General features: G+C 67.7%; 24 protein-coding genes. 15 read left to right on the top strand and 9 right to left on the bottom strand.

Annotated elements, in window-relative coordinates; all coding sequences use genetic code 11:
• Positions 1-202: 202 nt before the first annotated feature.
• The 5 genes from ACXAJT_RS24560 to ACXAJT_RS24540 all read left to right on the top strand — a co-directional run bounded on the left by ACXAJT_RS24560 (position 203) and on the right by ACXAJT_RS24540 (position 4,104).
• Positions 203-1,108, top strand: coding sequence for a sulfite exporter TauE/SafE family protein (locus ACXAJT_RS24560; protein ID WP_475240539.1), 906 nt, complete (start codon positions 203-205; stop codon positions 1,106-1,108).
• Positions 1,105-1,866, top strand: coding sequence for a TIGR02186 family protein (locus ACXAJT_RS24555; RefSeq protein WP_475240537.1), 762 nt, complete (start codon positions 1,105-1,107; stop codon positions 1,864-1,866). The genes ACXAJT_RS24560 and ACXAJT_RS24555 overlap by 4 nt, the downstream gene beginning before the upstream one ends.
• Positions 1,863-2,300 carry an acyl-CoA thioesterase gene (locus ACXAJT_RS24550; RefSeq protein ID WP_475240535.1) on the top strand — a complete coding sequence of 146 codons (438 nt, stop codon included), beginning with the start codon at positions 1,863-1,865 and terminating at the stop codon, positions 2,298-2,300. The genes ACXAJT_RS24555 and ACXAJT_RS24550 overlap by 4 nt, the downstream gene beginning before the upstream one ends.
• Positions 2,301-2,330: 30 nt before the next feature.
• Entirely contained in the window at positions 2,331-3,536 is a 1,206-nt protein-coding gene (locus tag ACXAJT_RS24545; RefSeq protein WP_475240529.1) for a hydantoinase/carbamoylase family amidase, read from the top strand.
• Positions 3,537-3,615: 79 nt separating this feature from the next.
• On the top strand, positions 3,616-4,104 hold the full coding sequence (locus ACXAJT_RS24540; RefSeq protein ID WP_475240523.1) for a DUF2383 domain-containing protein: 489 nt from the start codon (positions 3,616-3,618) through the stop codon (positions 4,102-4,104).
• Positions 4,105-4,121: 17 nt separating this feature from the next.
• Here the strand turns inward: ACXAJT_RS24540 and ACXAJT_RS24535 are convergent, their stop codons facing one another.
• The 3 genes from ACXAJT_RS24535 to ACXAJT_RS24525 all read right to left on the bottom strand — a co-directional run bounded on the left by ACXAJT_RS24535 (position 4,122) and on the right by ACXAJT_RS24525 (position 8,616).
• Positions 4,122-4,823 (bottom strand): response regulator transcription factor, encoded by a 702-nt coding sequence (locus ACXAJT_RS24535; RefSeq protein ID WP_475240517.1) that lies wholly within the window; start codon positions 4,821-4,823, stop codon positions 4,122-4,124.
• Entirely contained in the window at positions 4,820-6,703 is a 1,884-nt protein-coding gene (locus tag ACXAJT_RS24530; protein ID WP_475240515.1) for a PAS-domain containing protein, read from the bottom strand. The genes ACXAJT_RS24535 and ACXAJT_RS24530 overlap by 4 nt, the downstream gene beginning before the upstream one ends.
• Positions 6,704-6,819: 116 nt before the next feature.
• Positions 6,820-8,616, bottom strand: a complete 1,797-nt coding sequence (locus ACXAJT_RS24525) for a serine protease (RefSeq protein WP_475240512.1) — start codon at positions 8,614-8,616, stop codon at positions 6,820-6,822.
• A 234-nt stretch (positions 8,617-8,850) separates the two neighbouring features.
• Here ACXAJT_RS24525 and ACXAJT_RS24520 point away from each other — a divergent pair, with 234 nt between their 5' ends.
• Both ACXAJT_RS24520 and ACXAJT_RS24515 read left to right on the top strand, forming a co-directional pair.
• A complete protein-coding gene (locus ACXAJT_RS24520; RefSeq protein WP_475240547.1) occupies positions 8,851-9,798 on the top strand; it encodes a glycine--tRNA ligase subunit alpha in 948 nt (315 codons plus the stop codon).
• Complete coding sequence (locus ACXAJT_RS24515) at positions 9,795-10,307, top strand: DUF6446 family protein (protein ID WP_475240508.1); 513 nt, start codon at positions 9,795-9,797, stop codon at positions 10,305-10,307. Before ACXAJT_RS24520 ends, ACXAJT_RS24515 begins: the two co-directional genes overlap by 4 nt.
• Before the next feature lie 225 nt (positions 10,308-10,532).
• Here the strand turns inward: ACXAJT_RS24515 and hemC are convergent, their stop codons facing one another.
• Positions 10,533-11,507, bottom strand: a complete 975-nt coding sequence (gene hemC / locus ACXAJT_RS24510) for a hydroxymethylbilane synthase (protein ID WP_475240504.1) — start codon at positions 11,505-11,507, stop codon at positions 10,533-10,535.
• Positions 11,508-11,604: 97 nt separating this feature from the next.
• On the opposite strand from hemC, the gene hemE reads away from it, so the two are divergent.
• Positions 11,605-12,642 (top strand): uroporphyrinogen decarboxylase, encoded by a 1,038-nt coding sequence (hemE, locus tag ACXAJT_RS24505; protein ID WP_475240502.1) that lies wholly within the window; start codon positions 11,605-11,607, stop codon positions 12,640-12,642.
• Between the two features lie 25 nt (positions 12,643-12,667).
• Here hemE and ACXAJT_RS24500 read toward each other — a convergent pair whose 3' ends face one another.
• Positions 12,668-13,663, bottom strand: coding sequence for a DMT family transporter (locus ACXAJT_RS24500; RefSeq protein WP_475240498.1), 996 nt, complete (start codon positions 13,661-13,663; stop codon positions 12,668-12,670).
• A 310-nt stretch (positions 13,664-13,973) separates the two neighbouring features.
• Between ACXAJT_RS24500 and ACXAJT_RS24495 the strand changes: the two genes are divergently transcribed.
• The 4 genes from ACXAJT_RS24495 to cobO all read left to right on the top strand — a co-directional run bounded on the left by ACXAJT_RS24495 (position 13,974) and on the right by cobO (position 17,370).
• Positions 13,974-14,471, top strand: coding sequence for a MarR family winged helix-turn-helix transcriptional regulator (locus ACXAJT_RS24495; RefSeq protein WP_475240493.1), 498 nt, complete (start codon positions 13,974-13,976; stop codon positions 14,469-14,471).
• Entirely contained in the window at positions 14,462-15,172 is a 711-nt protein-coding gene (locus ACXAJT_RS24490; RefSeq protein WP_475240490.1) for an SDR family NAD(P)-dependent oxidoreductase, read from the top strand. Before ACXAJT_RS24495 ends, ACXAJT_RS24490 begins: the two co-directional genes overlap by 10 nt.
• 120 nt (positions 15,173-15,292) lie before the next feature.
• Positions 15,293-16,645 (top strand): NAD(P)/FAD-dependent oxidoreductase, encoded by a 1,353-nt coding sequence (locus ACXAJT_RS24485; protein ID WP_475240485.1) that lies wholly within the window; start codon positions 15,293-15,295, stop codon positions 16,643-16,645.
• Positions 16,646-16,758: 113 nt separating this feature from the next.
• Positions 16,759-17,370, top strand: coding sequence for a cob(I)yrinic acid a,c-diamide adenosyltransferase (gene cobO, locus ACXAJT_RS24480; RefSeq protein ID WP_475240480.1), 612 nt, complete (start codon positions 16,759-16,761; stop codon positions 17,368-17,370).
• Between the two features lie 4 nt (positions 17,371-17,374).
• On the opposite strand, the gene cobD is transcribed toward cobO, so the two are convergent.
• From cobD to ACXAJT_RS24460, 4 genes are read right to left on the bottom strand one after another with little or no spacing between them, the layout of a single operon-like run.
• On the bottom strand, positions 17,375-18,370 hold the full coding sequence (gene cobD, locus ACXAJT_RS24475; protein ID WP_475240476.1) for a threonine-phosphate decarboxylase CobD: 996 nt from the start codon (positions 18,368-18,370) through the stop codon (positions 17,375-17,377).
• Complete coding sequence (gene cbiB, locus ACXAJT_RS24470; RefSeq protein ID WP_475240472.1) at positions 18,367-19,317, bottom strand: adenosylcobinamide-phosphate synthase CbiB; 951 nt, start codon at positions 19,315-19,317, stop codon at positions 18,367-18,369. The genes cobD and cbiB overlap by 4 nt, the downstream gene beginning before the upstream one ends.
• A complete protein-coding gene (locus ACXAJT_RS24465) occupies positions 19,314-20,096 on the bottom strand; it encodes a propanediol utilization protein (RefSeq protein ID WP_475240469.1) in 783 nt (260 codons plus the stop codon). Before ACXAJT_RS24465 ends, cbiB begins: the two co-directional genes overlap by 4 nt.
• Positions 20,093-20,680 (bottom strand): histidine phosphatase family protein, encoded by a 588-nt coding sequence (locus ACXAJT_RS24460; RefSeq protein ID WP_475240466.1) that lies wholly within the window; start codon positions 20,678-20,680, stop codon positions 20,093-20,095. The genes ACXAJT_RS24465 and ACXAJT_RS24460 overlap by 4 nt, the downstream gene beginning before the upstream one ends.
• A gap of 52 nt (positions 20,681-20,732) precedes the next feature.
• Here ACXAJT_RS24460 and cobU point away from each other — a divergent pair, with 52 nt between their 5' ends.
• From cobU to cobS, 3 genes are read left to right on the top strand one after another with little or no spacing between them, the layout of a single operon-like run.
• Entirely contained in the window at positions 20,733-21,272 is a 540-nt protein-coding gene (cobU, locus tag ACXAJT_RS24455; protein WP_475240461.1) for a bifunctional adenosylcobinamide kinase/adenosylcobinamide-phosphate guanylyltransferase, read from the top strand.
• Positions 21,256-22,272 carry a nicotinate-nucleotide--dimethylbenzimidazole phosphoribosyltransferase gene (gene cobT / locus ACXAJT_RS24450; protein WP_475240457.1) on the top strand — a complete coding sequence of 339 codons (1,017 nt, stop codon included), beginning with the start codon at positions 21,256-21,258 and terminating at the stop codon, positions 22,270-22,272. The genes cobU and cobT overlap by 17 nt, the downstream gene beginning before the upstream one ends.
• Positions 22,269-23,024 carry an adenosylcobinamide-GDP ribazoletransferase gene (gene cobS, locus ACXAJT_RS24445; RefSeq protein WP_475240452.1) on the top strand — a complete coding sequence of 252 codons (756 nt, stop codon included), beginning with the start codon at positions 22,269-22,271 and terminating at the stop codon, positions 23,022-23,024. Before cobT ends, cobS begins: the two co-directional genes overlap by 4 nt.
• The last annotated feature ends 3 nt before the right edge of the window (positions 23,025-23,027 follow it).

Raw genomic sequence — 23,027 nt, 5'->3', positions numbered from 1 at the left:
CCTAGCAAATTAAACGTGCCGCGCCAGCGAGCGCATTAGCGCATTCGACCGGACGATCGGTGGCCGCCGAACGGGTTATCGGAGGTCTCCACCTCGTTTGCGGCCGGGCGCGGCGCCGGGCCTGTGGGAAATCCGCCGCGACACATCACCGTCACATCGCGCTCGGTTGCCAAATCGGCGGCGCGGACGCAAAGTCACCCGCATGCAAATCTACCTCCCCATCGCCGAGGTCTCGGTCAATGTCTTCCTGCTCTTTGGCCTGGGCGGGATCGTCGGCATTCTGTCGGGCATGTTCGGCGTCGGAGGCGGCTTTCTGATCACCCCGCTGCTGTTCTTCATGGGCATCCCGCCCGCGGTGGCGGTGGCCACAGGGGCCAACCAGATCGTCGCAAGCTCGATCTCCGGCGTGTTGGCGCATCTCAAGCGAAAGACGGTGGACCTGCGCATGGGTCTGGTGCTGCTTGCGGGGGGGCTTATCGGCGCGGCGCTGGGGGTGTGGATCTTCAACCTGCTGAAGGGGCTGGGGCAGGTCGATTTGCTGGTGCGGCTGTGCTACGTCGTTTTCCTCGGGATCATCGGCGGGCTGATGTTCGTCGAGAGCCTCAATGCCATCTTCAAGTCGCGCAAGGGCACCGCGCCGAAGCGCCGCCATCACGGCTGGGTGCACGGGCTGCCGTTCAAGATGCGCTTTCGCACCTCGGGGCTTTATATTTCGGCGATCCCGCCGATGCTGGTGGGCCTGTCGGTGGGGGTGCTTTCGGCGATCATGGGGGTCGGTGGCGGCTTCATCATGGTGCCGGCGATGATCTACCTGCTGGGCATGCCCACAAAGGTGGTGGTGGGCACCTCGCTGTTCCAGATCATCTTCGTCACCGCCTTCACCACGCTGCTGCACGCCACCACCAACTACACGGTGGACATCATGCTGGCGCTGGTGCTGATCCTTGGCGGCGTCATCGGCGCGCAGATCGGCACCGTCTTCGGCACCCGCCTGAAGGCCGAGCAATTGCGCATCGCGCTGGCCTCGCTGGTGCTGCTGGTGTGCGGCAAGCTGGCGCTGGATCTGTTCATCACCCCGTCCGAAATCTACGAATTGGTGGCGCCATGAGACTTCTCGCCGCGCTCCTTCTGCTGATCGCCGCGCTGCCCGCGCGGGCCGAAGAGGTGGTCATGGGGCTGTCGCGCAGCAACGTGTCGATCACCACCGATTTTGACGGCTCGGAGATTCTCATCTTCGGCGCGGTGAAGCGCGAGGTGGCGATCCAGCGCGATCCGCCGCTGCAGGTGATCGTCACGGTCGAGGGCCCGCTGGAGCCGGTGACCGTGTGGCGCAAAGCGCGCAAGCTGGGGATCTGGGTCAACGCCGAGGCGGTGGAGATCGACAGCGCACCGAGCTTCTACGCCGTGGCCACCTCGGCGCCGTGGAACGAGACCATCTCGGCGGTCGACGATCTGCGCCACGAGGTGTCGATCCCGCGGGCCATCCGCTCGGTCGGCGCGCCGATGGACATCATGGATTCCGAGGCCTTCACCGAGGCGCTGATCCGCGTCCGGGAAGCGCAGGGCCTTTACCGCGTCGAAGAGAACAGCGTCGAGCTGCGCGACAGCACGCTGTTCGACACCTCGATCACCATGCCCGCGAATATCTCCGAAGGCCGCTATCTCACCCGCGTGCTGCTGACCCGCGACGGCACGGTGGTGGCCGAGCACGACAGCGAACTTCAGGTCGGCAAGGTCGGGCTCGAGCGGTGGCTTTTCACCCTGTCGCGGCAGATGCCGCTGGTCTACGGGCTGATGTCCTTGGCCATCGCGGCGATTGCCGGCTGGGGCGCCTCGGCAGTGTTCCGGGCGATCCGCTCGGGATGAGCCGCGCCGCGCCGTCCCGCCGCGCCGCGTATCGCGCGTTCTTTGCCATTCCCACGCGGTGGGAGGACAATGACGCCTACGGGCATCTCAACAACGCCGCCTATCATTCGTTCATCGACACGGCGGTGACGCTCTGGCAGATCGACCGTGGCATCGCCATCGAGGGGCCGGACGCGCTGCGCTCGCTGGTGGTGGAGAACGGCTGCACCTACCATGCCGAGGCGCGGTTTCCCGACCTTTTGCACGCCGGGCTGCGTTGCGGGCACCTTGGGCGCAGTTCTTCGCGCTTCGAAGTGGGGCTGTTCCGCAACGATGACGCGCAGGCCTGCGCCGAGGGCTTCGTGGTGCATGTGGCCGCCGACGCCGAGAACCGCCCGACCCCAATTCCACCAAAGTATCGCGCGGCGCTCGAGGCGATCCTGATCGCCCGCTGAGCCCGCCTAACGCCATCCAAGGAGACCGCCATGACCGGCATTCCCGTGAACCCCGAACGCTTTTTGTCCGATCTGCACATGCTGCGCAGCTTCGGGGCCACCGGGGTTGGCAAAGGGGTCTGCCGCCCGGCTTTCTCCGAGGCCGATATTGCCGCGCGCGACTGGCTGGCGGGACGCATGGAAGAGGCCGGGCTGCGCAGTCATTTCGACCCCGTCGGCTCGCTCTTCGGGCTTACCGATGGGCCCTCGCTGCTGATCGGCTCGCATTCCGACAGCCAGGTCGAAGGCGGCTGGCTCGATGGCGCGCTGGGGGTGATCGCCGGGCTTGAAGTGGCGCGCGCGTCGCAGGAGGCGGGCGGCCCGCCGGTGTCCTGCGTGTCGTTTCAGGACGAGGAGGGGCGCTTTGGCGTGACCACCGGCAGCGCCATCTGGGGCGGCAATATCAGCCTCGCCGAAGCCGACAAGCTGCAGGGCCCGGACGGGGTGACGCTGGCCGAGGCGCGCAAGGGGCTGGGCGCGCGCGCGGGGGCGTTTCTTGATCCCGATCGCTTCACCGGCTTTCTTGAGATGCACATCGAACAGGGCCCGGTGCTGGACACTGAAGGCGGCAGCCTTGGCGTGGTCGAGGCCATCGTCGGCATGCGCAACCAGACCATGGTGCTGAAGGGCGAGCAGAACCACGCCGGCACCACGCCGATGCGGCTGCGCAAGGACGCGTTTCAGGGGCTTGCGAGCTTTACCACCCGGCTCAACGAGCGGCTGCGCAATGTGGTCACCCCCTCGACGGTCTGGACCATCGGTCATGTAGAGGTACATCCCAACGCGCATGCCATCGTGCCGGGGGAAGTGCGCTTCACCCTGCAGTGGCGCGACGGCGATGCAGGCCGGCTCGACCGGATCGAGGCCGTCGCCCGCGAGACGATCAACGAGATCTGCGCCGAGACCGGGCTCGAGCTGACGCTCGCGCCGAAGCTGGAACTGGCCCCGGTGACCATGGACGCGCGGCTGCGCGCGGCGTTGGAGCAGGGCGCAGAGGCCGCCGCCCCGGGGGCATGGCGCGTGATGCCTTCGGGCGCGCTGCACGATGCCACGAACTTGTCGAACCTGATGCCGGTGGCGATGCTTTTCGTGCCGTCGATCGGCGGGATCAGCCACGATTTTGCAGAGGATACGGCCGAAGCCGACCTCGTGACCGGCCTCAGCGCGCTGGCAGAGGCGGTCGCGGCGCTCGGCTAAGGCGCGCCGGGAGGCGCTGGCACGGGAACCGGCGGGGCGCAGGCACGTTTAATCGGTGACACAACCGGAGGACCTTGCCATGAAGGATGTCCCGAGAGAGCAGCAGGCGGTCACCGCCAGTGCCCGCCAGCTTGACCTGCTGAACCACCTGCAGGCCCGATCCGTCGGCGCCCGTGCGTGGTTTGAAGAGATGGCCGAGAAGGCCGAGCCAGAGTTTCGTTTCGTCGCTCTGCGCTTCCACGGGCTGCACGTGGAGCAGGTGCAACGGCTGACCGCGCTGATCACCGCCGTTGGCGGCGAGGCTGATCCGTCGGACACGGTGAGCGCGGCGATGAAGCGGGCTGGCCTGTCGGTGCGCTCTGTCTTCGGCGGCATCGACGGCGACATGATGGACCGGATCCGCGCCTCGGAGGCCAAGGTTCTTGCCGGGTTCACCGAGGTGATCAAAGCCATGGACGCGTCGCGCTACCGCGACGAGCTGGTGCAGATGCAGGGCGAACTGCAAGACCTGCTGAGCGGGGTGCAGGGAGAAGAGCGCTCGCTGCCCGAGGCACCCAAGGAAGACTGAGCGCCGGTCAGGCCAGGTCACTCCCAGTCCACGTCGCCCAGAAAGATATATCCCGCGCCGTAGATCGTCTTGATCAGGCGGGGGTTTTTGGGATCCTCGCGCAGCTTTGTGCGCAGGCGCGAGATGCGCACATCCATCGCCCTGTCAAAGCTCTCGCCTGCCGCGCCGCCCAAGTTTTCCTGCATGTGCGCGCGAGTGATCAGCCGTTTCGGGCTTTCCAGAAAGAGCCGCAGCACCTCGCCCTCGGCGTGCGAAAAGGGCGTCTCGGTGCCGCTGGCATCTTCCAGCACGTAGCGATCAAAATGTGCGGTCCACCCGGCGAAGCGGGCGGTCTCGCTGCGCGCGGGGGCGCTGCGCGGCGCGCGCAGGCGGGCGCGGACACGGGCGACGACCTCGGCAGGATCGAAAGGTTTAATGATGTAGTCATCGGCGCCCAGTTCCAGCCCGGTCACCCGGTCCTGCACCTGCGCCCGCCCCGACACGATGATCACCGAGGCGCCCAGTTCCAGTGCCAGCCGGTGCACGAGGCTGAGCCCGTCGCGGTCGGGCAGGCCGAGATCGACAAGACAGACATCCGGCGTGTTGCGCTTCAGCGCGGCCTCGAACTCGGTGGCGCGGCCGAAGGCCATGGTGCGGAAGCCGGCCTCGGTCAGCGCGTCCGACAGGATCGCGCGGATCGCCGGCTCGTCGTCGAGGATGGAAATAAGCGGCGCGCTCATGCCGGTACCATGCCGAGGAAGGCCGCAAGCTGACCGGCGCTGAACGGTTTGGCGATCACCGGCGCGGCTGCTTCAGCCTCGATGCGGCGCGGATCGCCGGGCGGCAGCGAGGTCATCAGCCGCACATCAAGGCGGGGCAGCGCGGCGGGCAGCGCCGAGCCGGGGGTGCCGCCTTCAAGCAGCACGTCCGACAGCACAAGCTCGATCTGCAGCCCCTCGGCCAACGCCTGCGCCTCGGCGACCGAGCTTGCCTCAACCACCGCATGCCCAAGGGCGGTGAGCATGTCGCGCAGTTGCTCGCGTAGCTCGGCATCGTCCTCGACCAGCAGCGCCAGCCCGCGGGCGCGCGGCGGCAGGGCAGGGGCCGGGCGCAGGGGAAGCCGCAGCGTGACCCGCGCGCCGGTGCCGGTGTTGGCCAGCTTGATCGTGCCGCCCGCAAGCTTGGCCATGTCATAGACCATGGCAAGCCCCAGCCCCGACCCCGCGCCGCCCTTGGTGGTGAAGAAGGGATCAAGTCCGTGGCGCAGCGCCTCTTCGGAGAAGCCGTGGCCGCTGTCGCAGACCGCCAGTTCCAGCCACGTGTCCTGCACCGCACGCATTTCCAGCCGGATCCGCCCGCCCGCCGCGCCGCAGGCGTCGCGCGCGTTCAGAACCAGATTGAGCGCCGCGTCCTGCAGCAGCCCCGGATCAAGAAGGAAGGCGCCCTCTGGCGCCGGGGCGACCTCGAGGGTCACGCTGTCGGGCAGCGCAGGGCTGGCGAGCGTGCGCAGGTCGCGCAGGAAGGGCCCAAGCGCAACGGGCTCGGGGGTCCACGCCCGCGGCGCGGTGATCCCGGCGATCCGGTCGAGCAGCGCGCCGCCGCGCCGCGCGGCCTGCAGCGTCCCGCTGACCAGCGGCACCGCGTCGTCGGGCAGGTCCATGCGGGCAAGCTTCGACTGCATGCCCAAGATAATGGTCAGCAAATTGGAAAAGTCATGCGCCAGCCCCGAGGTCAGCTGTGCGGCCAGTTCGCGCCGCCGCGCCTGCTGCAACGCCGCGCGGGCCTGCGTTTCCTCGGTGACGTCGAGCGACAGGATATAAACGCCGCGCTCGGCCGGATCGGGGGTGAAGACCGCGCGGATGCGCCGCGATGACCCAGCGTCGGTGAATTCGAAGATGCTCTGCTCGCCGTCCAGCGCGCGCTGCAGATGCGGGCGCACCTTCTCGTAGGCGGCGCCGAGCGCCTCGGAGATATGTAGCCCGGTGATCTCGGACGGGCGTCCGGGCATCACCTGCGACAGCCGGCGATTGGAATAGGTATAGCAGCCTTCGGCATCAACGCGGGCGATATGCGCCGGCATCATCTCGGTGGTCAGCCGGGTGCGCGCCTCCATCTCGGTCAGTTCGCGCCGGGCCTCTTCCAGCGCGGCGTTGGTGGCCGCAAGTTCGCGGTTGCTGGCAGCCAGCGCCTCGGCGCGGCGGATGACCTCTTCGGACAGCAATTCCGAGCGGGTGCGCAGCAGTTCTTCCTGCGCTTTCACGGCGGTGATGTCGGTGTAGACGGTGACCCATCCGCCCTGCGGCAAGGGTGCCCCCTCGACAGAGATCGTGCGCCCGTTGGCGCGGCTGCGTTCCATGTAATGCGGTGCGAAGGCGCGGGCCTGTTCGACGCGGGCGCGCAGAAAGGCCTCCGGGTCTTCGACCTCGCCGTACTCGCCAGCCTCGATCAGATGTCGCACCGTGTCCTCAAAGCTCGCGCCGGGGCGGGTCAGCCGCTCGGGCAGGTCGAACATCTCGGCAAAGCGGCGGTTGCACACCGCCAGCCGCAGCTCGCGGTCGTAGATCGACAGCGCCTGCTGAATGAGATTCAGCCCGGCCTGCGTCAGCGCATCCTTGTCCATTCGGCGTGGTCCACCCCTGTCTCCTCCAGCCCTAGGGCTAGCACCGCGAATGGCCGGAGAGAAGCGTGGCGCGACGTCGCGCCACGCTCAAAGGGCGGTGGGGGCAGGCCGGCGTCTCACTCCCAGCAGTTCACGGCCACCGTCATGTCGCGGGCGGCGGCGGTGAGGTCTTCGGGGGCCATCGCGCCCTCGCCCTGCATGGTGGTGCCCGAAATGCCTGCGCCGCGCAGGAACTCCATCAGCGCCGCGGCGTCGGTGGCAAAGGCGACATCCTCGGGCAGTTGCTTGCCACCGGCATCGCGCGGCATCAGCAGGCCGACCACCGCGCCGCCGGTGTCGAGCACCGGACCGCCCGCGTCACCGGGGGTGACATCCACCGTCAGCCGCGCCAGCGTTTCCTCGCCGCCCAGCCCCTTGCTGTCTTGCAGGGCGCCAAAGCTGAGCGTTGGCGCGCTAAGCACACCGCCATAAGGGAAACCGGCCACGGCCACTTCGGAATTGAGCCGCGGCGGATCGGTGCGCAGGCGGGCCACGCCGCGCGGAGCCAGCGCCGCAGAAGGCCGCAGCAGCGCCACGCCAAGCGCCGCGTCGCTTTGTAGAAGCTCTGCGTCGTAGCTGCCGTCGAGAGTGAGCCTGCTGCAGTTCTGCACCGCCCCGGCGGTGGTCAGCACCGTGCCGCGGCCATCGACGAAAAAGCCCGCCACCGTGGCGCGTGGGGTGCGGATCGGCAGGCCGGAAACCAAATCGAGCGTCTGGCCGTTGTCGCTGATCTCGGCAGGATCGAGCACGCCGGGAGTAGCTCGGAAACTGGCCGACATCGCCCCGGTGATCCGTTCGAACCGGGCGTCATCGCCTGCCGGCCAGACCAGCGTCCAGCCCTTGATCTCGCCGCCCTGCAGGGTCACTTCGGTGTGGCTGGCAAGGCGAGCGTTTTCGCCGGAGATGCTGAAGCCGTCGCGGCGCAGGTTGCGCGGCCCGTCGAGCGGTACGATCTCCAGCGTCTGCAGGATCTCATAGAGCCCGCCCATCGTCTGGCGGTTGCCGGGCTGGCTGATCAGAAGCACCTGCGCGTTTTCGATCTCGCCGGTTCCGTTATAGATGGCGAACGGCGCTTCGTAGCGGTCGAACTCGACAACCTCGGTGGGCATGCGGACTGCGACGCCGGCTTGCGCATCGGTCACTTCGGCCATGCCCATGCCCTCGAGAACGGCGTTGTACTGACCAAGCAGATCGGCGCGCTGCCGGGTCGTCAGAACGCCGGTGACCTCATAGCCGTTGTCGCGCTGCCACGCGCCCATTGCACTGCGCGTGCCGCGCCCGAACGCACCGTCGATGGCGCTGTCGTAATGGCCCGACCAGCGCAGCGCGACCTGCAACTGCTGCCGCTCGGCGCCGGTGAGGCTCTGTTCGCTGCGGCGGGCCTGCGAAACGGTCTCATAGGGAATTTCGGGCTCGGCGGGGTCCGCCTCGGCCTCGGCCAATGCTGCGGCCAGTTCCTCGTCGGAGGTGGCGCCGGGAGCCTCGTCTGCCTGCGCTTGCTCGGCCGAGGGCTGGGCGGGGGCGTTTTGCGCCGCGCCTGCTCCGGCACCCACCGGCCAGAACTGCCGCCCGTATTCCCCTGCGGCGGCGAGATAGGAGTCGCGCGGGATTTGCCCCGCCGCGCGCAGGGCGCGCAGCCGGTCCGCCGCGACCTCTGGATCGAACGGGCCAAGCGCGATGCCGTACCAGCCGCCGCCAAGCGAAAAGCCATTCACGTTCTGCAGACCGCCCGCATAGTCGCGCAGCCGGGCTTCGGCCTCGGTCAGACTGGGCTGGGCCTCGATCTGGATATAGACCACGTCGCCCTGCTGCGCCGCCGCGCCCTGCGCCAGCATCAGCGCCGCCGTGCCTGCAAAAAGAATGGATCTCAACATCAATAAACTCGCTCCTCGGGCCGGACGTCTGCGCGCCGTTTCTCGTCTCTGTCTGCCGTTCAGGAAAAGGATGTAGCAGACGCCCGCCTCGCGTCATCTCAAAAGATGGTCAGGGCTGCGCATTGACCCTTGACCGTTGCACGCATAATCAGGCAGCCGATCAATCGACGAGCGGCGCACGCCCTGTGCCGCGGGCGAGGACGCTAGGAAAAGGATGCCATGACGATGCCCAGCATGAGCGAGAGCAGCAAGCCGCGCAGTTTTCAGGAGATCATCCTGCGTCTGCAGACCTACTGGGCCAGCAAGGGGTGCGCCGTGTTGCAGCCCTACGACATGGAGGTCGGCGCGGGCACCTTCCACCCGGCGACCACGCTGCGCGCGCTCGGCTCGAAGCCCTGGGCCGCGGCCTACGTGCAGCCCTCGCGCCGCCCCACCGATGGGCGCTATGGCGAGAACCCCAACCGCCTGCAGCATTATTACCAGTTTCAGGTGCTGATCAAACCGAGCCCGCCGGACCTGCAGGCGCTCTACCTCGGCTCGCTCGAAGCGATCGGCATCGACATGGCCAGCCACGACATCCGATTTGTCGAGGACGACTGGGAAAGCCCGACACTGGGCGCATGGGGCCTTGGCTGGGAGGTCTGGTGCGACGGCATGGAGGTGTCGCAGTTCACCTATTTCCAGCAGGTCGGCGGGCACGACTGCCACCCGGTCTCGGGCGAGCTGACCTACGGGCTCGAACGGCTCGCCATGTACGTGCTTGGCATCGACCACGTTATGGAAATGCCGTTCAATGACCCCGACGCGCCGATCGCGTTGAAATACGGCGATGTGTTCCGCCAGACCGAAGAGGAATACTCGCGCTTCAACTTCGACGTCGCCGACACCGACGTGCTGCTGCGCCACTTCGAAGAGGCCGAAGCGGAATGCGAGGCGATCCTTGCCCGTGAAGAGAGCGATCCGAAGACCGGCAAGCGCATCGTCATGGCGCACCCGGCCTATGATCAGTGCATCAAGGCCTCGCATCTGTTCAACCTGCTCGACGCGCGTGGCGTGATCTCGGTCACCGAGCGGCAGGCCTACATCGGGCGCGTGCGGGCGCTGGCGAAGAAATGCGCCGATGCCTTCGTCAGCACCGAGGCCGGCGGCTGGACCCCCGAGGCGGCGGAAAGCGCCGCATGAGCGGCAAGATCCTCGGGATCGGCATTCTTGCGGCCGCGCTCATTTTTGGCGCGGTCGTCTATTACACGCAGGTCTTTTATTACTATTACGACCTGCCGGCAGAGGAGGCGGAGGTTCTTCTGACCCCGCGCGATGGCGCTGCACCCCGTGCCATCGCCTTTGAAGGTTTCGAAGGGATCGATGCGACCTCCTCGCCCATCCGCTACCGCGCCTGTTTCGCCACCTCGGAGACTCCCGAGACGCTTGATCCCCTGTTCGAGCGCTACGAAGGCGCCGAGCCGCGCAATGCGCCGTTCTGGTTCGGCTGTTTCGACGCCGAGGAGATTGGCGACGAGATCGCCGCGGGCACCGCGCATGTCTACGCTTCGCAGCGAAACATCGAGTTTGGCATCGACCGAGTGGTGGCGGTGACCGAGGACGGGCGTGGCTATATCTGGGAAGAGATCAACGACTGTGGCGACAAGGCCTATGACGGCACGCCGCTGGGTGAGGATTGCCCGGAGCGGTAAATCGCCAGTTGTGTGGCAGGAGCCGGGCGAGCGCCGTCCCGTGGGAGGGCGCACCGGCATCTGAGCGAGGCGCTTTATGCCTGCCAAATCCGAATGACATCGGAACTTTGCGCGCGGGTGAAAGAGCGCCATCCCGTGGGGACGGCGTCGTCCATCGGGCTTGAACCGATGGCGCCAGAATAGACGACCGCTCGCCCGGCGGCTTCGCCTTGATTCCGGGCGAGTTTAGCCCTCGCGCCAGTCGAAGAACCCGTCACCCGCCTGCGCCAGAAGCTCGCGCGCCAGATCGGCGCCCATGCGCGTGCCCTCGGCGATCGGGCCGCGGCGCTCGCCCTTCAGGGCCTCGCTGCCGTCGGTGCGCAGGATCTCGCCGCGCAGCCAGATCTCGTCTTCGTCGAGCAGCGCCAGCCCGGCAATCGGTGTCTCGCAGCTGCCATCGAGCGTGGCGAGGAAGGCGCGTTCCGCGTCCAGCCGGTGCTGCGTCGGGCGGTGGTGTATCGCCGAGAGCATCGCGGCCACGCGGGCGTCGCTGGTGCGCCGCTCGATGCCGATGGCGCCCTGCGCGATGGCCGGCAGCATGTCCTCGGGGGCGATCGGCGTCATGTGCTCGCCCGCCATGTTCATGCGGTTGAGCCCGGCCATGGCAAGGAAACTACAGGCGGCGACACCGTCCTCGAGCTTTTTCAGGCGGGTTTGCACGTTGCCGCGGAAATCCACCACCTTCAGGTCGGGTCGGCGGTTGAGCAGTTGTGCGCGGCGGCGCAGCGACGAGGTGCCGACCACCGTGCCCTCGGGCAGATCGGCGATCGCCGCATGCGTCGGCGAGATGAAACAGTCGCGCACGTCCTCGCGCGGGAGGTAGCAATCGAGGATCAGCCCCTCGGGTTGCTCGGTCGGCATGTCCTTCATCGAGTGCACCGCGATGTCGATGCCGCCCGACAGAAGCTGCTCTTCGATCTCGCGGGTGAACAGGCCCTTGTTGCCGATCTCCTTCAGAGGCCGGTCGGCGGCGATCATCGCGCGATCATCGCCCATGGTCTTGATCACCTTTACCTCGAAGGCGTCGGCGGGCAGGTCGAAATGCGCGGCCAGACGGTCGCGGGTCTCATGGGCCTGCGCCAGCGCCAGCGGCGAGCCGCGGGTGCCGATCTTCAGCGGGGCGTCGGGCGAGGGCAGGGCGATGGGGGTCTCGATTGTCATGGGCAGAGCTTTATGTCGCGGGAAGAGATGTGGCAATGGGGGGCGTTTTGACATATTGCCGCCCCGACGAGATAGGCAATTCAGACGGGGGTTTCCCATGACCAAGACGATCCTGCGCGCACTGGCTGGCGAGACCCTGCCGACCCCGCCGATCTGGATGATGCGACAGGCCGGGCGCTACCTGCCCGAGTACCGCGCCACCCGCGCCGAGGCCGGGGATTTCCTGTCGCTGTGCTACAATCCGCAGCTTGCCGCCGAGGTGACGCTGCAGCCGATCCGCCGCTACGGTTTCGATGCGGCGATCCTCTTTGCCGACATCCTGCTGCTGCCGCAGGCGCTGGGGCTTGATCTGTGGTTCGTTACCGGCGAGGGGCCGCGGCTGTCGACCATCCAGAGCGATGCGGATTTCGATGCGCTGAAGCCGGTGTCGGCGATCCACGACACGCTGAACCCGATCTACGACACCGTCGGCATCCTGTCGCGCGAGTTGCCGAAAGACACCACGCTGATCGGCTTCGCCGGGGCGCCGTGGACCGTGGCGACCTATATGATCGCCGGGCGCGGCACCAAGGATCAGGGCCCGGCGCATGCGCTCAAGGCCGAGAACCGCGCTTTGTTCGAGAAGGTCATCGACCGGCTCACCGAGGGCACCATCGAGTACCTGTCAAAACAGGTCGAGGCGGGCGCCGAGGTGGTGAAGATCTTCGACAGCTGGGCCGGATCGCTCGAGGGCGACGATTTCCGCAGATATGCGCTCGAGCCCGCCAAGGTGATCACGCAGGAGCTGAAATCGCGCTATCCCGGCCTGCCGGTCATCGTCTTCCCGCGTCAGGCGGGTGAGAATTACATCGGTTTCCACGAGGCCACCGGCGCCGATTGCGTCGCTGTCGATGACAGCGTGTCGCCGGAATGGGCTGCGGCGAACGTGCAGACCTCGGGGTGCGTGCAGGGCAATTTGGCCTCGTCGCATATGGTTACCGGCGGCGAGGATCTGGTCCGCGAGACGCAGCGCGTGGTGCAGGCCTTTTCGAAGGGGCCGCATATCTTCAACCTCGGCCATGGCATCACCCCCGATGCCGACCCCGAGAACGTCAAGCTGATGATCGACACCGTGCGCAGCACGGTCACCGTCTGATCAGCGCCTGATCAGGAACTGACCCTCAACGCCTGACGGCGGTGCTGCCGCGCCGCCGTCCCGGCTGTGGCCGGGCCTTGGCGCGTTCGCGCAGGAACACCATCAGACCAGCACCGACGATCAGCGCGCAGCCCGCCCATGTGGCGGGCACCGGCCATTCGCCGAACATCGTCCAGCCCCAGAAGATTGCCAGCGGCAGGCCGACGTATTCGAACGGTGCGATCACCGCCGCATCGGCCAGCCGGTACGAGGCGCTCAGCGCGTAGCCGACGAAGCCGGAAATGCAGCCGAGCGCCACAAAGACCAGCATGTCCTGAGCGCCGGGCATGACCCATGGGCGCAGCAGAAAGCGCACCGCGTCGCTTTCGAAACTGTCCATGTAGCGCCCGTCTCCGGCGAAGATGTAGAACGCTGCCGATACCACGAGGAACATCACCTGCAGGTGGACCGCCAGCGCCGATGCGCGCGAGGTGACCCCCAACTTGCGCGTCAGCACCTGCAGCAGCGCGTAGAGCAGCGCCGAGAGCACCGGCAGCAGCAGAACCAGCCGCGCGCCGCCCGCGGTCTCCTGCCAAGGCTGCTGCATGATGATCACCCCGGCAAAGCCTGCGCAGACCGCGCCAAGCCGCCATGGCCCGACCTTTTCGCCCAAAAGCGGCACCGACAGCAGCGTGATGAACAGCGGCGCGACAAAGAACAGCGCCGTCGCCTGTCCCAGCGGCATCACCGCCACCGAGGCGTAGAAGGTCATGTTGGCCAGAACCACCAGAACGCCGCGCGCCAGATGCAGCCACGGTGTGCTGCTGCGCAGCAGCCGCCAGCCGCCTTCGATCTGCAGCATCACAAGGATGATGCACAGCCCCACCGCCGAGCGCGTACCGACGATCTGGTGCAGCGGATAGCCATCCGACAGCATCTTGATCAGCATGTCGTTGATCGAAATTCCGACAACGCCCGCGCAGATCAGCGCGATGCCGACGCCGGGGCGATTGAGGCTGGAGATTTGGGTCGCTGTGCTCATACCACGGCTCTAGCCCGGTGCGCTGCTCCGCGTCACGGGAATTTTCGCGACGGTGTGGTACGCGCCTGCGGGCGTGAATCGCCGAACTGGCGAAGATGGCGGGACGCGCGGCGGATGAATCGCCGTGCAGCAGACGGCCGGGGGCGCCGCGGCAGCGCCCTCGGCCGGGGCATCTGCTTTGATCCTGCCCGCAAATCTTGCGCAAGGGCCGTGGTATGCGGTCATATGGTTGTGAAACACAATCTTTTACTTGCGTTCAGGGGCGCTGTCCGGGCGTGATGCCCCCGATGACATGCACAGGTTTGCCTTGATGACGGCTTCTGACCCGCCGCAGGACGATCCGCCGATCGAAATTGGCGGCCTTAGGATAGACATCCTTGAAGGGGCTTTGAGCTGGTACATCCGGTCTCTGGATACGGCGGTCTCGCGCGATCTCGACAGGCGCATGGCGCATCTGGAGATCGCCAAAGGCAAGGGCAAGATCACCACGCTGCTGCTGGTCGACGACTACCCCGGCATCCGCCCGTCGCAGATCGCCGAGGTGCTGCTGCGCGACCGCCCGGCGACCGGGCGGATCATCGACCGCATGGTCGAGGCCGGGTTGATCCGCCGCGAGACCGCGTCCGACGATCAACGCGCCCAAGCGCTGTTCATTACTGACCGGGGCCACGCGCTGTCGCAGGAGGTGCGCGAGATCGTCCGTCAGCAGGAAGCGGAGTTCTTCGACTTCATCGCGCCGGAGGACCGCGAGCAATTCATGCGCATGCTCAAGCGCGCCTATCTGAACATGAGGACAAAATGGAACTGACATCCCAGCGCGTCGCGCTTGTTTCCGGTGCCGCACGCGGCATTGGTGCCGCCACCGCCAAGGCTTTGTTCGATGCGGGCTGGACCGTGTCGCTGGGCATGCGCCGCCTGGAGATGCCGGACTGGGCGCAAGCGGCGCCGGAGCGGGTGCATCTTTACACCTATGAGGCGACGGACCCGGCCACCGCCACTGGCTGGGCGCAGGACGTCATGGACAAGCTGGGCCGCATCGATGCAGTGGTCGCCAGCGCGGGGATCTCGCTGCGCAAGACCCCGGTCGAGATCACCGACGAAGAGATGGCCCACCTGCTTGAGGTCAACGTGCAGGGACCGCGCCGCCTCGCGGCGGCCTGCTGGGAGCCGCTCGCTGCCTCGGGGCGTGGCCGGGTGGTTTTGCTGGGATCGCTGTCGGGCAAGCGGATCAAATCGGCCGGAGCCGGGTCTTATGCGGTGTCGAAGTTCGCCGTCGTCGGGCTGGCGCATGCGCTGCGCCACGCAGGGTACGAGCAGGGCATTCGGGCCGTTGCTGTCTGTCCTGGGTTCGTGGCCACCGATATGGCGACCGCTGTCGCTGGCCGCGACGCCGCAAGCATGACTCAGCCCGAGGATCTGGCCCGGGTCATCCATATGCTGATCGATTTGCCCAACGAGGCGAGCGTCGCCGAGTTTCACGTCAACTGTCAGCTTGGGGAAACCTTCTGATATTTCCAAGCTCGAAGTTGCGCGCTTAGCGCGCGCTGCTTTGCCCGGCACCGATCCAAGCGGCTTGGGCAGAGCAAGAAAGACCCATGGCGCGCAAGGCGCCGAACTAGGAGAAAGACGATGCCAGGACCGACACCGGATCCGGTAGAAAGCAGTGCTGCGCTGCCCGAACGCGCCGACGTCGTGATCATCGGTGGCGGGATCGCCGGGGTTTGCGCAGGGCTGGAACTGGCCGATCAGGGGCTGAAGGTGGCGATCTGCGAGAAGGGCCACGTGGCGGGTGAGCAGTCGAGCCGCAACTGGGGCTGGGTGCGCCTGACGCATCGCGACACCCGCGAGCTGCCGCTGATGGTTGAAGCGCAGCGCATCTGGCAGGGGCTGGACGCGCGTATCGGTGCGGACACGGGCTATACCCGCTGCGGCGCGACCTTCACGGTGACCACCGACGCGGGTCTTGCCTACGAGCGCGAGTCGCTCGACGAGTTGCAACCCTATCAGATCCCCGCGCGGATGCTGGGCCGCGACGAGGTGCTTGGCATGTTTCCGGGCCTGTCGCTCGACATCAAGGGCGCGCTGCACAACCCGTATGACGGCCGCGCCGAACCGCAGAAGGCCGCCCCGGCCATCGCCCGTGCGGTGCAGGCCCGCGCCGGCACCGTGCATCAGAATTGCGCGGTGCGGGTTGTGGAGACCGAAGCGGGCCGGGTGTCTGGCGTCGTGACGGAAAAGGGCCGCATCGCCTGTTCAGCCGTGCTTGTGGCCGGGGGCGTCTGGTCGCGGCTCTTCCTTGGCAATCTCGGGATCGACCTGCCGCAGCTGCGCACCAAGGGCAATGTGCTGCGCACCGATCCGGTGCCAGGCGGGCCCGAGGGCACGCTCAAATACCCCGAGTTCGCCATGCGCAAGCGTGCCGACGGCGGCTATACCATCGCCTCGTCGCTGCCGAGCCGTTACCAGCTCACGCCCGACAGCTTTCGCCTGCTGAAATCCTTCTTGCCCGCGCTCAGGAACGAATGGCGCAGCATCAACCTCGGGGTCGGCCCGTCGTTCTTTGAAGCGCTGCGCACACCGCGTCATTGGAGCGGTGCCGAGGTGAGCCCGTTCGAGAAGACCCGGGTGCTCGACCCCGCGCCTGACAGCACGCTGATCGACCGCGCGTTGCAGGTGGTCACATCGTCTTATCCGGCCTTCGCCAAGGCCACTGTGGCGCAGAAATGGGCCGGATACATCGACGTTCTGCCCGACATCATTCCGGTGATCTCTGCCACCGAGGGCGTGAAGAACGGCATTCCGGGGCTTTACGTGGCAAGCGGCTTCTCTGGGCATGGTTTCGGTTTGGGCACCGGCGCCGGGCGGTTGGCGGCGGATCTGATCGCCGGCCGTAGCCCGGTCGTCGACCCCGCGCCGTTCCGCCTGCACCGCTTCTCGGACGGCTCGAAGATCAGTCCCAAGGCGGGCGTCATTCAGCGCTGAGGGGCGGGCGGAACCTTCCGGCTGCACATTTCCGCTTCGTGCGTTTACACCGGCGGTAGCCTGCGGTCAGATCGACCGGATTTCCCAAAGCTGCCGAAAGCGCGAAGAAGAGCATGAGCGAAGAAGACAACATCCGCCACACCGAGAAGATGAAGAAGATCAAGGCAGCCCGCGACAAGATGATCGCCGGCATGACCGAGGAGAAGGGCCTCATCCTCGTGCACACCGGCCCCGGCAAGGGCAAGTCGTCCTCGGGGTTCGGGATGATCATGCGCTGCATCGCGCATGGCATGCCCTGCGCCGTGGTGCAGTTCATCAAGGGCACATGGGTCACCGGCGAGTCCAAGATGCTGCGTGAGAGATTCTCGGACGAGTGTCGTTTCTTCGTATCGGGCGAGGGCTTCACGTGGGAGACGCAGGACCGAGAGCGCGACATCGCGGCAGCGCAGCGCGGCTGGAAGATCGCGCAGGAGCAGATCCTCGACCCCGAAAACCGCTTCGTGCTGCTGGACGAGATCAACATCGCCCTGCGCTATGACTATCTGGACATCGACGAGGTCGTGTCCTTCCTGCTCGAGCACAAGCCGCCGATGACCCATGTCTGCCTCACCGGCCGCAACGCCAAGCCCGAACTGATCGAGGCGGCGGATCTGGTCACCGAGATGACCATGGTCAAGCACCCGTTCCGCGATGGCATCAAGGCGCAGCAAGGCGTCGAGTTCTGAGCCGCTAAAGCGCGGCGAAGGCGTCTTCAAGCTGCGGCCAGCCTGCCGACGGTGGCAGTCCGATGCGGAGCCAGTTGCCGGAATAGGGAAAGATGCGGGTCCAGACGCGCTGCGCCGCGAGCCTGCGCTGCGCGGTGGGCGCATCCGGGCAGGCGTAGGTTCGAAACAGTGCCGAGGCCCCGATGCGCTGCCATCCTGCCGCAGCCGCCAGCGCATCCAGCCGACGCACGTCGGTGTCGAGGCGGGCTGTGGTTTCGGTCTGCCAGCGGCGGTCGGTGAGCGCGGCGCTGGCGATCTCGATCGCCGGGCCGGAGACAGGCCATGGCCCGGTGAGGTCGGCCACCCTTTGGCCCAAGGGCGCCTCGGCGAGCGCAAATCCCAGTCGCAGACCTGCGAGCCCGTAGAACTTGCCGAAAGAGCGCAACACCACGACGTTCGGCAGCGCGGAGCCGAGGCGGGGCGCGATGGAGAGATCCGGCTCGGGATCGGCGAAGCTCTCGTCGACCACCAGCAGCCCGACCCGTCCCGCCAGCGCGCAAAGCGCTTCGGGGGATGTGCGCCGCCCGTCGGGATTGTTCGGATTGACCACCACGGCCAGATCGGTGCCTGTCAGCGCGGCCATGTCGGCAACCTCGGTGACCTTCCATCCGCCCGTCCGCAGCGCCGCGGCGTGTTCGTTGTAGGTCGGCGCCAGCACTGCGGCGCGCCCGGGCGCGCGCAGCATGGGCACCATCTGGATCGCACCTTGCGCGCCATTCATCGGCACGATGCGGGCTGTGCAGCCATAAGCGTCGCGCGCGGCAGCGATGAGCCGGTCCATATCTGTCTTGCGGGGCAAGGCGGCCCATGCCTCTGCGGGGATCGCGGGCACGGGGTAAGGCTCTGGGTTGATCCCGGTCGAGAGATCGAGCCAGTCGGCGCGATGGCCGCCGAAGCGCGCTATCGCGGCATCGAGATTGCCGCCGTGGTCGCGGGGCTTGGTCTGGGGGCGCACTGTCATGCGGCGCAGCGGAACAGGATCAGCGCCAAGAGCGCAAGGGCACAGAGCGCCATCGTGCGCCGGTAGAGGCGCAGCGCATCGGCAAGATCGCTCGGCGTCGGGTCTGGGGCGGTGGCGTTGAGCCACGGCTCATCGGCGACATGTGTGCCGTAGATCCTTGGCCCCGAGAGGCGCACATCAAGCGCCGCCGCCATGGCGCCCTCGGGCCAGCCGGCGTTGGGCGAACGGTGTTTTGGCGCGTCGCGGCGCATCACCCGCAGCCCCTGCCTCGCGCGCGGTCCCGAAGCAATGGCAAAGAGCGCACCGGTCAGCCGTGCCGGAATCCAGTTCGCCGCGTCGTCGAGCCGGGCGGCGCATTTCCCGAAAGCCTCGAACCGCGCGCTGCGGTGGCCGATCATCGAGTCGAGCGTGTTGATCGCCTTGTAGCCCGCGATACCGGGCAGCCCTGCCACAGCGCCCCAGAACAGCGGCGCGACGATTCCGTCCGAGGTGTTCTCGGCCAAGCTTTCGATGGCGGCCCGGGCGATGCCCGGGGCGTTCAGCTGTGCCGGATCGCGCCCGACGATCATCGCTACGGCGTGTCGCGCGCCCGCCAGATCCCCGCGCGATAGCGGCGTGGCCACCGCCGCGACATGCGTGTGCATCGATCGCATGGCGATCAGCGGCCATGCCAGTAGGGCGCCGATCATGTTGCCCGCCAAACTGTCCGGCAGGGCATTCTGCACGGCCAGTGCCGGAAGCATCGCCAGCGCCACGATCAGCGCGGTTGCGAGCGCCCCGAGCGCCAACTTCCGGCGTCGCCTGCCATTATTCCAGCGCTGCTCGAGCACGGTGATCGCCCGGCCGAGCCATGTCACCGGGTGGCCGATCCTCGCATAGAGGCGATCCGGCCAGCCCATAGCGAGATCGAGCGCGAGCCCGCCCAGCATCATCAGCGCAAAACTCATGCCGTCCCCGCCCGAAAGCTGAGGATGCGAGTCAGCCCGGCCTCGGCCAAAGTTTTGGCGCCATGCGGGGGAAGAGACCCTGCCGCAAAGATCAGCCCACGGGCCGATCCGGTGTGGGCGCGCAGCCAGCCAAGCGCGCCGAGCGCGCGCGCAAGCTCGGGCATCGGGCAGGCGGGCCCGCGGCGGGCGGTGCAGCGACGCGCCGACTCGGAGGCCATCGCAGCCCGCCGCTCGAGGCTGGCAGAGGGATGGGACCAGTCCGCCACAAGGTCGGAGATATCGTCAAATTCGCCATCGGCAGGGTCGGTCTGCTGAGGCGCGCCCCAAAAGCCGCCAAGGATCTCACACGTTGGAACCGGGGGCAGGCGGCGCAGCACCCGCGTCTCGCGCGAGGCCCAGAGCAGGCGGTCGGGGTGGGGATACATCAGCGGATCGGTCGCGCCCTCGATGGCCAAGCAGGCGCGGGCGAGAGTCTCTGGATCGCCGCGAAAGCCAGATGCGCGGGCCAAGGCGACCAGCGTGGCGGTGGAGGCCCCGGCACCAAGCCCGGGCGCAAAGTTGCGCGCCGCGTCGGGCAAGTCACCGGCAATGCCCAGCAGCCGGGCAAAGTGGTCACGCGCCGCGGGGCTGAATATTTGCGGGTCGGTGCCTGCTTCGGTCGGTGCCTGTACAGTGAGCTTGGGGCAGGGAAGCGTGACCAGAGCCACTGGCCCGTCCGGGCCCATGCGCCCTTGCAGCCACTCACCGAAATGGCCGAAAACCGTGACTGCGGCCTTCATAGGCTACCGCTCCCGATCACCGAGACCGGCCCTGCAGGGCCGCAGCGCAGCCGGGTCACCGAGAGCGGCGCGACTTCGAAAGCGAGCCCGGCGTGGACCGCGCCGCAGACCTGAGACAGCGCCGCTCGGACCACTCCGGCGTGCACCATCAGGATCACCGGCGCGCGAAGGTCCGCCGCCACGCGGCCATGCTCGATGAGCGCGGGCGATACACGGCTGCAGAGATCTGCAAAGCTTTCGCCCTCGGGCGGACGCCAGCGCGCCAGATCGGGGCCCTCCAGCGTGCCGATATCGGGAAGCTCGTCGAACCGCAGCCCGTCATGGGCACCAAAATCCTGCTCCCACAGCCGCGCGTCCGGCTGCGCGTGCAGGCCGGGCCAGAGCGCCGCGGCGGTCTGCTGGCAGCGCTGGGCGGGGCTGCAGATCAGCGCGGTGGGCGCGGGAAGGCGGGCGCGCAGCGCGGCGATGTCCGCCGCCGCGATGCGCGCGGCGGCATCGGTGCGGCCAAACAGCCGTCCGGCTTCGGCGAGCGGGGCATGACGGATCAGGATCAGCTCTGCTGTGCGGGGCGGGCGGTTGTGCAACGGACTGCTTTGGCCTTTTCTTTTTCCAACTTTGGTGGTTTCCCATGCGGTGATGAAAAGGTCGATCCTCATTACCGGCGGGGCCCGCTCTGGCAAATCGACCCTTGCGGAACGCAAGGCGCTGTCGGCGTGCGGGCAGGCCATCTATATCGCCACCGCAAGGATTTACGAGGGCGATGCGGAGATGGAAGCGCGGATCGCCGAACACCGGGCCCGGCGCGGGGCCGCGTGGCAGACGCTGCACGCGCCGCGCGACCTGTGTGACGCGCTTGACGCCAGCGATGACGGCGACGGCGGGCGGCCCCGGCTGGTTGATTGCCTGACGCTGTGGCTGACCAACTTGCTGCTCGAAGAGGCCGACTGGCGCGACGAGACGCAGGCGCTGGTCACTGCAATTGCGCGGCAGCGCGCGCCGGTGATTTTCGTCACCAATGAGGTGGGCGCGGGGATCGTGCCGGAGAACCGCCTCGCGCGGGAGTTCCGCGACGCGGCGGGATGGATGAATCAGGCTGTCGCCACGGCCTGCGACGAGGTCTGGCTGGCGGTGGCCGGGTATCCAATGAAGGTGAAACCGAATGAGCATTCTTTCTGAGGTGACCTCGCTGGCCGCAGTGGCCGGGCTTGGCGAAACGCTGCCCGTAGCCGATGAGGCCGCGGCGCAGGCCGCGCGCACGCGGCAGATGAGCCTGACCAAGCCGCCGGGCTCGCTGGGGCGTCTGGAGGATTTGGCGGTGTTCATGGCCGGCTGGCAAGGCACGCCGCGCCCCGAAATCAACCACGCGCAGGCCTTGGTCTTTGCCGGAAACCACGGCGTCTGCGCGCAGGGGGTGAACCCGTTCCCGCAGGAGGTCACGGCGCAGATGGTGGCCAATTTCGAGGCTGGCGGTGCGGCGATCAACCAATTGTGCCGCGCGTCGGGCGCCGAACTGGCGGTCATCGCCTGCGATCTCGACCGGCCCACCGCCGACATCACCGAAAGCGCCGCGATGACCGAGGCAGAGACGCTGGCCGAGATGCGCCGCGGCGCCGATGCGGTGCCTGCCGGGGCGCAGGTGCTGGTCCTTGGCGAGATGGGCATCGGCAATTCGACCATTGCCGCGGCCCTGGCCTGTGCCAGCTTCGGCGGCGATGTCGAGAGTTGGATCGGGCGGGGCACGGGCTCGGATACGGCCGGGCTGGCGCGCAAGGCGGACGCTGTGCGCCGAGCCTGCGCGCGTCATGCGGATGTGACCGGCGCGGGCCTGCTGGCGGCTCTGGGCGGGCGTGAGCAGGCCGCGATCTGCGGCGCGGTTCTGGAGGCGCGGGCGCAGCGCATTCCGGTGCTCCTTGACGGGTTCATCTGCACGGCGGCGACGGCGCCGCTCTACAAGGCCGATCCGACGCTGCTGGATCATTGCCTGGTTGGCCATGTCAGCCGCGAGCCGGGGCATGCGCGGCTGCTTGAGGCGATGGGGAAATCGCCTGTGCTGGCGCTCGACATGGCGCTTGGCGAAGGCTCGGGCGCGGCGCTGGCGCTTGGGGTGCTGCGCGCGGCGTTGGAATGCCACAACGGCATGGCGACCTTTGCCGAGGCCGGAGTCGCGGGCGGATGAGCGGCCTGCGCGAGCGGCGGCGCGAGGTGCAGGTGGCGCTGATGCTGCTGACGCGTCTGCCCGCGGGGCGCCTGACCGGGACCGCGCCGTCGCTGCGGGATGCCCGCTGGGCGTTTCCTTTGGTGGGCGCTTTGATCGGCCTGATTGGCTGGGCGGTATTCGCCGGCGCGTTGGCCGCTGGCGCCTCGGGTCTGCTGGCCGCGCTTTTGTGCCTGACGATCACTGTGCTGGTGACCGGCGCGCTGCATGTGGACGGGCTGGCGGATTTCGCCGATGGCATCGGCGGCGGGCGCGACCGCGCCCATGCTCTGGAAATCATGCGCGACAGCCGCATCGGCAGCTACGGTGTTATAGCGTTGATCCTTGCCGCCGGACTTTGGGGGGCTGCGCTGGCCGATCTGGGGCACGCCGCGGGGCCTGAGGTCTTTGCGGCGATCGGGGCGCTCAGCCGCGGCGCGATGGTGGTCTTGCAGGAAACTCTGCCTCCGGCGCGCGTGGATGGCATGGGCCACCTCGCGGCAGGGCGCAGCCGCGCGGGACGGGTGGCCGTGATCGGCGCGGCGCTGATCGTCGTGCTGGTTTGCGGTGCTGCCGGGATCGTGTTGGCCGCGACATGCGGCTTCGTGGCGCTGGCGCTTGGCGCGCTCGCGCGGCGGCGCTTGGGCGGGATCACCGGCGACGTGCTGGGCGCGGCGCAGCTGTTGTCGGAAGTTGCCTCGTGGACGTTGCTGGCGATCCTGTTGACCGGCTGATTT

This window comes from Salipiger sp. ABF4_146 (genome assembly GCF_056161345.1).
The sequence above is the reverse complement of the archived record's forward strand: the minus strand, read 5'-3'. Positions and strand labels throughout refer to the sequence as shown.